11 protein-coding genes and 2 pseudogenes are annotated in these 9,837 nt (G+C 51.3%); 4 read left to right on the forward strand and 9 right to left on the reverse strand.

Going from position 1 to position 9,837, the window contains the following annotated elements; translation table 11 throughout:
* The 4 genes and pseudogenes from RJ53_RS11240 to RJ53_RS11255 form a co-directional block, all read right to left on the reverse strand.
* Positions 1–369 (reverse strand): annotated as a pseudogene (locus RJ53_RS11240) (hypothetical protein); the annotation flags it as partial.
* Between the two features lie 482 nt (positions 370–851).
* Positions 852–1,412 (reverse strand): TATA-box-binding protein, encoded by a 561-nt coding sequence (locus tag RJ53_RS11245; RefSeq protein WP_211531729.1) that lies wholly within the window; start codon positions 1,410–1,412, stop codon positions 852–854.
* A gap of 55 nt (positions 1,413–1,467) precedes the next feature.
* A complete protein-coding gene (gene acs, locus RJ53_RS11250; protein ID WP_211531730.1) occupies positions 1,468–3,354 on the reverse strand; it encodes an acetate--CoA ligase in 1,887 nt (628 codons plus the stop codon).
* Between the two features lie 263 nt (positions 3,355–3,617).
* Positions 3,618–3,932 carry a transcription factor S gene (locus RJ53_RS11255; RefSeq protein ID WP_211531731.1) on the reverse strand — a complete coding sequence of 105 codons (315 nt, stop codon included), beginning with the start codon at positions 3,930–3,932 and terminating at the stop codon, positions 3,618–3,620.
* Positions 3,933–4,078: 146 nt separating this feature from the next.
* Here RJ53_RS11255 and artA point away from each other — a divergent pair, with 146 nt between their 5' ends.
* Positions 4,079–4,909: an archaeosortase A gene (gene artA, locus RJ53_RS11260; RefSeq protein WP_211531732.1), complete on the forward strand. Its 831-nt coding sequence runs from the start codon at positions 4,079–4,081 to the stop codon at positions 4,907–4,909.
* Here the strand turns inward: artA and RJ53_RS11265 are convergent.
* Entirely contained in the window at positions 4,881–5,513 is a 633-nt protein-coding gene (locus tag RJ53_RS11265; RefSeq protein ID WP_211531733.1) for a CDP-alcohol phosphatidyltransferase family protein, read from the reverse strand. The genes artA and RJ53_RS11265 overlap by 29 nt on opposite strands.
* Before the next feature lie 87 nt (positions 5,514–5,600).
* Here RJ53_RS11265 and RJ53_RS11270 point away from each other — a divergent pair, with 87 nt between their 5' ends.
* On the forward strand, positions 5,601–6,290 hold the full coding sequence (locus RJ53_RS11270) for a dihydrofolate reductase family protein (RefSeq protein WP_211531734.1): 690 nt from the start codon (positions 5,601–5,603) through the stop codon (positions 6,288–6,290).
* On the forward strand, positions 6,287–7,078 hold the full coding sequence (sppA, locus tag RJ53_RS11275; protein WP_211531735.1) for a signal peptide peptidase SppA: 792 nt from the start codon (positions 6,287–6,289) through the stop codon (positions 7,076–7,078). The genes RJ53_RS11270 and sppA overlap by 4 nt, the downstream gene beginning before the upstream one ends.
* Positions 7,079–7,080: 2 nt before the next feature.
* Here sppA and truD read toward each other — a convergent pair whose 3' ends face one another.
* A complete protein-coding gene (gene truD, locus RJ53_RS11280) occupies positions 7,081–8,346 on the reverse strand; it encodes a tRNA pseudouridine(13) synthase TruD (RefSeq protein WP_211531736.1) in 1,266 nt (421 codons plus the stop codon).
* Entirely contained in the window at positions 8,343–8,705 is a 363-nt protein-coding gene (pth2, locus tag RJ53_RS11285) for a peptidyl-tRNA hydrolase Pth2 (RefSeq protein WP_211531737.1), read from the reverse strand. Before pth2 ends, truD begins: the two co-directional genes overlap by 4 nt.
* An 82-nt stretch (positions 8,706–8,787) precedes the next feature.
* Here pth2 and bcp point away from each other — a divergent pair, with 82 nt between their 5' ends.
* Positions 8,788–9,273, forward strand: coding sequence for a thioredoxin-dependent thiol peroxidase (gene bcp / locus RJ53_RS11290; protein WP_211531738.1), 486 nt, complete (start codon positions 8,788–8,790; stop codon positions 9,271–9,273).
* 36 nt (positions 9,274–9,309) lie between these two features.
* On the opposite strand, the gene RJ53_RS11295 is transcribed toward bcp, so the two are convergent.
* Both RJ53_RS11295 and RJ53_RS11300 read right to left on the reverse strand, forming a co-directional pair.
* Positions 9,310–9,588, reverse strand: coding sequence for a hypothetical protein (locus tag RJ53_RS11295; RefSeq protein ID WP_211531739.1), 279 nt, complete (start codon positions 9,586–9,588; stop codon positions 9,310–9,312).
* A 51-nt stretch (positions 9,589–9,639) separates the two neighbouring features.
* Positions 9,640–9,837: pseudogene (locus tag RJ53_RS11300) on the reverse strand (RNA-guided endonuclease InsQ/TnpB family protein); the annotation flags it as partial.

The following is a 9,837-nucleotide window of genomic DNA, read 5'->3' on the forward strand; positions in this document are numbered from 1 at the left end:
TTCCCGGTACCCGTATGTTTCCTTCCATGCGGCAACCTCACGCTTGACCGTTGTATAACTGAGTGAGTGACCGTCTCTGAGCAGATACCGCCAGATTAACTTGGCATTGCACCGCTGTTTCTTCTGCTTATGCCGATTGTTTTCGAGGATCCGGTGGATCTTTTCCCGAATTTCATCGGTGACAACCCGACAGGGTTGAATTATCTCTCTTGATTCTGGAACAATTGCATCGATTGTTCCTTCCCGTGCAGCTTGAGCCCGGAGAACATATCGTCTGACAGTGTTATGGGCCACACCAACCTCACGGGCGGTCTTTCGATATGAACCGGTTCGCTCATAGGAATCGAGTATTGTTTTGACAGTCGTCATGGAATACACCTCTTGACTTCCCCCTCAACGCGATGTCTATGAGGGGGAGTTTGATCAGGGGTGGGCAAAAACGAATGAGCCTTTCTTTATATACTCTGGGCAAAAAGGAATGGGCGTATACAGATATAACAGATTTATAACCTTAATGAATATTTCCTATCTTTTTGAGGCTGGTTTCCCCCATGAACAGTGTACATCTGAAGCTGGCCTCCTGAATTTCCTTATAAGGCTTGTGAAATAACCTGCAATGGTATCAAGGGATTTCCATCATTGCGAATGATACATGTAGAATATACCAGTGAACTACCCCCCGCTTGCGCAAGGGGACTTCTCGCCTGTGGAGTTAAAAACAAGTGCAAATAGATCGATGAATTACACTCTGGAGAGTACGGAGCAACAACTGTATAAAAAAGATCTTTTTTGAGTGGTTACGAGCAGCACCCTTCTGCCTATGATGGAGGGTCAGGAAAAAATGATCCTTATTAGATCATCCCAAGATTCGAGAGATCACTTAATATCTTCTGAACCGCACCTCTGGCATCCTCAGGCTGTTTTCCACCGGTAATGATCAGTTTCCCTGAACCAAAGAGGAGAACGACAACCTTCGGCTCCTCGAGCCGGTAGACAAGGCCAGGGAACTGTTCCGGTTCATACTCGATCCGATCAAGGTTGAAGCCGACCGCAATCTTGTTGAGATTGATCGGTGTTCCGAGATCTGCTGATGTGACGATATTCTGGATCTTGTAGGTCAGATCATCAGGAATATCAATCTTCAGATCACGCAGGAGACCTCCAAGGATCTCAAGTCCACGGTTTAAGCTCTCAATACTCTTTGCACCGGTCAGCACTACTTTTCCTGACCCAAAGACGAGGGCGGCGATCTTCGGATCCGTCATACGTAATACGACGCCAGGAAAACGCTTCTTATTGTACTCAGCACCTTTTATCTCGGCGGCAAGGGTAGGAAGGTCAAGAGAATCGCAGACTTTGGCCGATGCAACGATATTTTCAATCTTGAGAGAATCCTCGGGATTGAATGACATGTTTATAAATACCACCATGCAGTATATAAACACTTCCGAGGAGGGGGTGATCCCCTCACTCGTCTATTGTCGAAAGATCCCCAGGATCCTCACCCATCTCAATCGCCCGGAGGACTCTCCGCATGATCTTACCACTCCTCGTCTTCGGAAGTTGATCGACCACCCGGATATCAGATGGAACTGCAATCGGTCCGAGAGTGATTCTGACGTGATAGAGGAGATCCTGCTTCAGCTTTGCAGTCTCTGTAAAGCCATCCCTCAGGAGGACGAAGGCCATTATCCGGTTACCCTTCATCTCATCGGGAATACCAACGACAGCGGCCTCTGCAACAGCCTTGTGAGCAACGAGGGCACTCTCAACCTCAGCAGTGCCGATATTGTGGCCGGAGACGATGATCAGATCGTCAGAGCGTCCGAGGATCATGATATAGCCTTCCTCATCCCGCACAGCGAGATCACTTGCACCATAGCTGTTATCCGGTCCGCTCCAATACTGGCGGTACCGCTCCTCATTCTGATTGACCATACGCATCATCGACGGCCACGGCTCTTTGATAATAAGCTGGCCGGAGACACCCGGAGGCACTGGTTTTCCTTCTTTATCAACGATATCAACGAGGACACCCGGGATAGGCCGTCCGGCAAAACCCGGCTTCATCGGCTCGCCGATCATCGTGGTGATCATATGCATACCAGTCTCGGTCTGCCACCATGTGTCGAGAATCGGAAGCTTCTCTTTGCCGATGACATGATAGAACCACTCAAAAGCCTCCGGGTTAAGCGGCTCACCGACAGATCCGAGAATCCGAAGGCTTGAGAGGTCATACCTGTTCGGATACTCGTCTCCATAGCGCATAAACATCCGGATCGCGGTCGGAGCTGTGTAGAAGATAGAAACACCATACTTTTCGATATACTTCCACCATATCCCGGCATCCGGATAGTCGGGTGTAGACTCCGTGATGAAGATCGTCGCTCCAGCCAGAAGGGGTCCATAGACGATGTAGGAATGACCGGTGATCCACCCGGGGTCTGCAGTACACCAATAGATATCCGAGTCCTTGATGTCGAGAATATACTTCGCCGTATAGTACGTCCCGACCATATAACCACCAGTTGTATGGACGATTCCTTTCGGCTGACCTGTCGTTCCGGAGGTATAGAGGATAAAGAGAGGATCTTCCGCATCCATCTTCTCTGGCGGGCAGTTCTTCTCTGCTGATTCCATCAGTTCATAGAAGTCCTTCTCAAACTCCGGAAGCAGATCGATCTTTGGATCCTGTGTTCTGAGGACGACGATATAATCCACAGTCGTCGCATTGATCAGCGCCTCCTCAAGGATCGGCTTGAGTGGGATCGTCTTTCCCCGCCTGATGCTTGCATCGGCAGTAATGACGATCTTGGCTCCGGCACCGGTGATCCTCGCATGGAGGGCATCTGACCCAAATCCAGCGAAGACGACTGAGTGGACTGCACCAATCCGTGCACAGGCAAGCATGGCAACGATCTGTTCAGGGATATTGGGCATATAGATGCAGACACAGTCGCCTTTCGTAATACCAAGGCTTTTTAATCCGTTTGCAAACCTCTCGACTTCACGGAGAAGCTGCCAGTAGGTGTAACTCCGCTCGCTACCATCATCACCCTGCCAGAAGAGGGCGACTTTATTTCTTCGTGGCCCTGCCGCATTGCGATCGAGGCAGTTGTAACTCATATTACACTTACCATTGATGAACCAGCGGGCAAACGGGTACTCCCACTCCTTCACTTTCTCCCAGGGTTCAAACCATTCGAGTTCCTGACTAATTCTTCCCCAGAATCCATCCGGATCTGTCAGGAATCCCTGGTATGCATGTGCTGCATCCTTACACCAGGCTTCTTTGCGGTACTGCGGATCCGGCAGATACTTCTTTGAGCTGAGTGTCACCTGTTTCTCTGGCATTGATAACCTCCTATCTGACATGATTAATGGTGTAAAATACCAGATCGAGTTTATCAGCATCATATAAAAACATGGTCTGGTACAGAGATGGCAGAGAGAGGAGAGAACCCTGAAGAATCAGGTGCCATATAAGAGGAAAGGCCTCGCGTTTCAATGAGGCAGAGATTACAAAAAAAGGTGAGGCGTCATTCTGCTGATGGCATGATCAGGGATGACTGGCCTTTTCGATAGATATTAACGATTATAAGCAATATAAACCAGTTTTAATCATATTCACGCCATGTATGGTTGCATTCCACACATCTGAAGAAACGAACCTCACTCTCATCTGCAGAGCGGAGCTGCCGAAGCCACCAGAAAGCAAGATTATGCTCACATTTGGGACATTTTACCGCGCATGTCGGAAGTGTTGCCATCTGCTCTTCTTCATCGACGATGGTAATCTCTTTTTCTGTCCGGACACTCGTCATTTTGAGTGATTCGGAATCGGTGATCTCTTCAGAGTAGTCACATCGTCTGCAATGCATCCTGCCGGATCGTGCAATCATAACACTCTTACATTCTGGACAAAACCGCATACATACTATTGGGCATGATGACTATAACCTCTATGGATCGAAGATACGAGATCCCTCACGTATAGTATCCAAACAGGAGGGGGTGATTATAACGCCACAGCCCCCTTCCTCTGGCTTTTTGTCTACGGACGATCAATAGTTCTACAATGAGCGAATATCTGGTTCTCATCTCCTGTATAGGTTTTCTCCTCTTCCTCATTCCAAACCGGTATCGCTGGTACGCAGGGGTCATCGGATGGGCGGCGATATCGCTTCTTCTCCTCGTCTCATTACCGGATTTCCTTGCAATCAATAACTTCCTCTACCCGACACTCGGGATACTTTCGGTTCCGTTCCTTTACCTGACGGCACGCCGCCTCCTGATGAAGGATGAGACGATTGGTGGACTAACAAGAGCGGCAGGCATTGCATTTCTCATCTATGCGCCGTTTGGATTTATCCAGCCCCTGGGGAACTGGCTCATAGGAGTCGTCGTTGGCCAGCTCGTCTGGCTGCTCCATCTTCTGAATTATCCAATGGAACTGATTGCATGGAATATGCTGATGGGAGGATCCATCCCTGGCAGCAATATGGGTTTTCGCCTCGAGATCATCCTCGGCTGCACCGGCATTCAGAGTATCGCAATTATGCTCGGAGTTGCCCTGATGGTGCCTACAACGCTCCGGCAGAAGGTACTCGCATTTCTTATCATCGCCCCGGTGATCTACATCCTCAACCTCTTCAGGAACACCTATGTCTTCATGGCATATACCGGGCAGTGGTACCCCTGGTACCCTGATCTCGTCGGTAACGGAAATTACGGGTATGAGAGTTTCTTCTGGGCGCACAATGTCTTCTGTGAGCTCCTGGCACTGGGCATCCTCATTGCTATCGCATATGGGCTCTTCCGTATTATACCGGATCTTGCGGTGATGGCTGAGCGGCTGGTGACCATCTATATCGGAGATATCAGGCAAGTCTTCCTGAGAGATAGATGATCCGCTGGATTGCAGAGAGATTTGTGCAGATGGCAATGATAATGACGGAGACCCAGATATACCCGGAGACACCACCGAGGATCAGCACAAGGATCGTCTCCGGTCTTCCGAAGAAACCGACCCCTTCAAGGGGATCATCAATCTTTCCACAAACCCGCTCTGAGAAGCCTGCCTCTGCATAGACAACCGGTTTTATGAAGGTATTCATCATCGATCCGATGATGGCAAATGCGACAAGGCCAAAATCGGCAACCGGAGGGAGATCAGAGAACCGTGAGATGATGGCTATCCCTGAAAGCCCGACGCCAAGAATTGCCAGGGTGTCAACATACTTGTCGGCGATCCAGTCGAAGACTGCCCCGAAATTGCTGTGATGATCGGTCTTCCGTGCGACACTCCCATCGATCAGATCCAGGATCGCGGAGATGAAGAGGAGGAGGGATCCGATCACGAACTCCTGATAGGCAAATGAAGCAGCACACCCGATACCAAAGAGAAGGGAGAGTACGGTGATCTTGTTTGGAGATATCCCCAGTCGGACAAAAATATCTGCCAGAGGTTCAAGGTACCTCATACAATAGGGCCTAAGTCCGGTAATATTCATATTCTGCCTCCAAACACAGATCATTTGATCTGCTTGAACCTATACTGTTAAGATATTCGATGTGATATAACAATCGAGAGGATCGTTATGACGCAACAGAAGAACAGACCCCATGTACTCATGATGTCCGAGATCACTGCCGATGGCAAACTGACCCTGAAGAAAGGTGCGTCGAGTAAGATCCTGATGAAACATATGGCACACGAGACAGAGATTCTCCTCCATACAACCAGGGCAACATGCGACGCTATCATGGTCGGATCAGAGACGATCAGGATAGACAATTCCTTCTTAACCGTGAGGATGGTTCCGGGAAAGAGCCCTATCCGGGTCATCCCAAACAGCAGAGGTGATCTGGCGCTATCATCCAATATCTTCAAGCCGGATGCACAGACGGTCATCGCAGTATCCCAGGCTGCCCCGGCAGAGCGGATTGAGGCTATCCGGGCGGCTGGCGCAGAGGTGATCGTCTGCGGATCCGATCATGTCGATCTCCCGCTCCTCCTCACCATCCTGTATGAACGGTTCGGCGTCAGAAAGATGATGATCGAAGGAGGACCTACATTGAACTGGCATATGCTCCATCACCACCTCGTTGATGAGATACGGCTCATACATCTTCCCTTCATTGTCGGTGGCGATGATACACCCTCACTTGTCGGAGGGATGCATATCGAGAGCGAAGATGATATGATCAGGCTTGAGCTCAGGTCAAACTACCTCTGCGGAACAAACCTCGTCACAGAGTACGAGGTCCTCTATCCGGATGAATCATGAATTTTATCGAGAAGGAGATCGCAAAGGCAAAAAGGCGAAGAAAGCTCAGAAAAGGGGCAGTCATCCTTCTGCTTATCATCCTCGGAGGACTGGCAGTCGTTGGGATCCTCAGCCTGGCCGGGCCGTATGCCGGAACTCCGGATATCGCTGTCATCAGGATTGAAGGGACAGTCGTCTCAGGGACAGTTCAGTCCGGGGGATATGCAGGGAGTGAGTATATCGGATCCCAGATCCGGCGCGCAGCAGACGATCCGCTGACACGGGCAATCGTCCTCAGGATCGATTCGGGAGGCGGCACACCCGCAGCGTCCCAGGAGATCGTCCGTGACATCATCTATGCAAAGCAGAAGAAACCCGTGATCGTCTCAATGGGAGATATTGCAACCTCAGGTGCATACTACATTGCAGCATATGCTGATCGCATCTATGCAAGCCCGGATACGATAACCGGGGGGATCGGTGTCATCTGGCTCTTCTATGATATAAGCGGGCAGCTTGAGGAGGAAGGAATAGAGATCGATGCGGTCAAATCCGGGGATAAAAAGGATATGACCTCCCCTTACCGGACACTCTCGCCTGATGAGGAGGGGTATGCACAGGAGTTTGTTGATGCGGCCTTCAGTCGCTTTTATGAAGATATCAGCAGCCAGCGAAATATCAGCCGCGAGTCCATCCAGGATGGACGGGTGATCCGTGGAGAGGATGCGATCAGCCTTGGACTCGTCGATGAGTTTGGGAACCTCCACGATGCCATCGCGGGTGCGCGGATGCTGGCACGCTTCCGCTGATATCAGACGAGGGTGAGAGGATCCCCCTTCATAAACTCCCTGCAGACAGAGGTTGCATACTGACCTGGAGGGAGGGAGAAACGGAGGATGACTGCATCACCTGTTATCTCAGATGCGATCTCGGTCTTCAATGCGATTGCGCGTGACGCGCCATCGAAGGCGCACCCGACGAACGCGGCAGCATCCCTGAAGGCTGATGGGTCAACCCCCGCCTCTTCTGATCGACGGATCATACATTCCTCCATCGGACCCGGACTCTGCAACGAACTGCTTCCTGGAACGAATGCGGCGATGACAGCCCTGCCCCGTTTCAGATGATGGCGGGCTATCGGGAGGTTCTTCTCTGTGACCCGGTCGCTCCTCCCATTTGTGTAGATGAGGGTGTCGCCGGCCTCAGGTTCGTCCAGAGAAAGGCCTCGATCGAATCGTTCGGAGAGAGCAGCATTGAAGAGGTACGACTGCCATGCCGAGACGAACATTGAGAGGAGCTTCGGCGGGAGTGTCCTGAGTGCACCCTCATAATCATCCTGATGTTTTGAGAGGTGATCGAGCATCGCCCGTTCAAATCCGAGTCTGACGGGGAGGGCATGGAGGGCTTCGCGTGCATCACCGGTACTCACGAATGCCCGGCGTGCCTCCTTCACCTCGTCACTCTCGTTTGGAAATGCCTCTCCGATATAGAGATCAACGGCCTCTTTATAGCCACCCTTCAGGATAGAGAGGCCGACGGTATGGGTAACCGGCTTCTGGGCCCCGAACCGCTGGAGACCGAAATAGTTCGGGATGCCATGGTGTACAGTTTCAGAGATACCGGGGATAAAACCCAGGTTTTCTTCCTGACAGCCGCGAATGGTGATCGCAAATCTGTTCCCCTTGAGATCGCCCAGCCCGAGCCCGAACTGGTGCTGGCCGATCGGCTCGATGGTGATATCCTTCAGGGAGACGCGATCAACCGCCTCGGCATCGATCTTATAGAGTGAGATATAATGGCTTGCAACCGCATTGCGATCCTTCGTCCCTGCCCAGCCAATCCGTTTTCTGCTGATCCCAAGCCTCTTTGAGATCTCATGGATGGCGTGCTGATGCTCCCAGGAGCGGCGGGTCACTTTGCAGATGAGATACGGGCCGCTCCCGGTAAAGTCAATCGGGATCTCATCAACGACGAAATCTTCAGGGGTGGTCCTGAGCACTCCTCCGATACCAGGATAATCGTCTGCATAATAGCGCATCTCCAGTTCCCGTTCCAAGGGATAGGGGCTTGGTTTCATAAGAGCTTCAGATCTGAGGTGATGCGGTCAAGGAGTTCGGACTTTGCAGGGCCGAGGCCAAGTGCGGTCACGGTGCCCGGGGGAATCTCAGTGAGACCTGCATCCTGAATGATACAGGCGGGGATACCGTTTGCTTCTGCGATCACCTTTAGTTCAAAGAGTGCCCGCTCCCCGGTCAGTTTCAGCGTCACCTTCTTCTGCCCTTCATCAAGCCAGGAACGCTTCGCTGCCGCACCAGCCTTCTCATAGGCTCCGACGGCGGCATGGGCGATCTGTGCGCACTTCTTTCCGCAACTCATCTTCACATCGTCCCGGATGATCAGGCACTGTTTCCAGGTAAACTCAGGTGGGGCTCTCATCGTGGTGTATCTATGGTGTGGTACAGGAGAAATACATGATCTGTTGGGCAACCGTTATCCCGTATGGTTCCAATCATCCTGTATGACCGATCTTACTATCGGAATGCCCGCTCCTGAGTTCTGTCTCCCTGATGCGGACGAGGAGATGGCATGCCTTGAAGAGATGCATGGGATCTATGTAATCGTCTACTTCTATCCCCGTGACAACACATCAGCCTGTACTCTTGAGGCACGCACATTCTCAGATGAGATGGAGGCGTTTGCCGGACTTAATACGCCGGTCCTTGGAGTCAGCCCGGATACGATACCAAGCCACAGGAAGTTTGCGGAGAAGCATGGTCTGACCATCCGGCTCCTCTCAGATCCTGAGCATCAGGTGATCGAGCGCTACGGGGTCTGGGTCAAAAAGAAGATGTACGGAAAGGAGTATATGGGTGTTGAGCGGAGCACCTTCATCATCGATCCGGATGGAAGGATTGCGGCAATCTGGCGTAAAGTAAAGGTGAAAGGACATGTCGATGAGGTGATGGCACGGCTCAGGGAGCTGAAGGGAGATAGTCGTCAATAATGTTAAGGGGGGCATCCCTTCTCCTTTGAATCAGAATCATTGCTTACTCCCGGTCAGGAGAAAGAAACCTGATGCCTTCCGTGCAATTGATACCTTCTGGAATCCAGCCTCCCTGTAGAAAGCGCTAACCTCATCGGTTACAAGGTATCGGGCATAACGCAGAAACTGCCCCTTTACCACCTCATTCTTACATTGACGGGCAACTGAACCATCATGCTCGATAAAGCTGATGATAAGTTGTCCTCCAAATCCCAGCACCAGAAACGCTTCTGTGAAGACAAACGATGGATCACCGGAAAAGATGACGGTCATCATCAGGGGATTATCATCGAACCAGCGGTTATAGTCACGAGCATGATCTGTGAACTACCCCCCGCTTGCGCAAGGGGCTTCCTGCGAGTGTCCGGGGATCGATGCGATCTTCAGACCTGTATGTCGCAGATTACCGGTAAACTCCTGGTAGCCCGTCCACAGGGCATTTTGTGATAGGCAGCGTAGCATAATATTGACCGCAGCGTTTCTGTCGCGGTCGAACACGCTACCACAATCACACTGCATAACACG

Origin of the sequence: Methanocalculus chunghsingensis (assembly GCF_018132105.1) — an archaeon.
Taxonomy (GTDB): Archaea; Halobacteriota; Methanomicrobia; order Methanomicrobiales; family Methanocorpusculaceae; genus Methanocalculus; species Methanocalculus chunghsingensis.

Excerpts from the sequence above, each read along its gene's own strand:
- RJ53_RS11265 (WP_211531733.1), bottom strand. The coding sequence starts at position 5,513 with ATGAATATTACCGGACTTAGGCCCTATTGTATGAGGTACCTTGAACCT.
- bcp (WP_211531738.1), top strand. The coding sequence starts at position 8,788 with ATGACCGATCTTACTATCGGAATGCCCGCTCCTGAGTTCTGTCTCCCT.
- RJ53_RS11270 (WP_211531734.1), top strand. The coding sequence starts at position 5,601 with ATGACGCAACAGAAGAACAGACCCCATGTACTCATGATGTCCGAGATC.
- RJ53_RS11245 (WP_211531729.1), bottom strand. The coding sequence starts at position 1,412 with ATGTCATTCAATCCCGAGGATTCTCTCAAGATTGAAAATATCGTTGCA.
- sppA (WP_211531735.1), top strand. The coding sequence starts at position 6,287 with ATGAATTTTATCGAGAAGGAGATCGCAAAGGCAAAAAGGCGAAGAAAG.
- pth2 (WP_211531737.1), bottom strand. The coding sequence starts at position 8,705 with ATGAGAGCCCCACCTGAGTTTACCTGGAAACAGTGCCTGATCATCCGG.
- RJ53_RS11295 (WP_211531739.1), bottom strand. The coding sequence starts at position 9,588 with ATGATGACCGTCATCTTTTCCGGTGATCCATCGTTTGTCTTCACAGAA.
- RJ53_RS11255 (WP_211531731.1), bottom strand. The coding sequence starts at position 3,932 with ATGCGGTTTTGTCCAGAATGTAAGAGTGTTATGATTGCACGATCCGGC.
- artA (WP_211531732.1), top strand. The coding sequence starts at position 4,079 with ATGAGCGAATATCTGGTTCTCATCTCCTGTATAGGTTTTCTCCTCTTC.
- truD (WP_211531736.1), bottom strand. The coding sequence starts at position 8,346 with ATGAAACCAAGCCCCTATCCCTTGGAACGGGAACTGGAGATGCGCTAT.
- acs (WP_211531730.1), bottom strand. The coding sequence starts at position 3,354 with ATGCCAGAGAAACAGGTGACACTCAGCTCAAAGAAGTATCTGCCGGAT.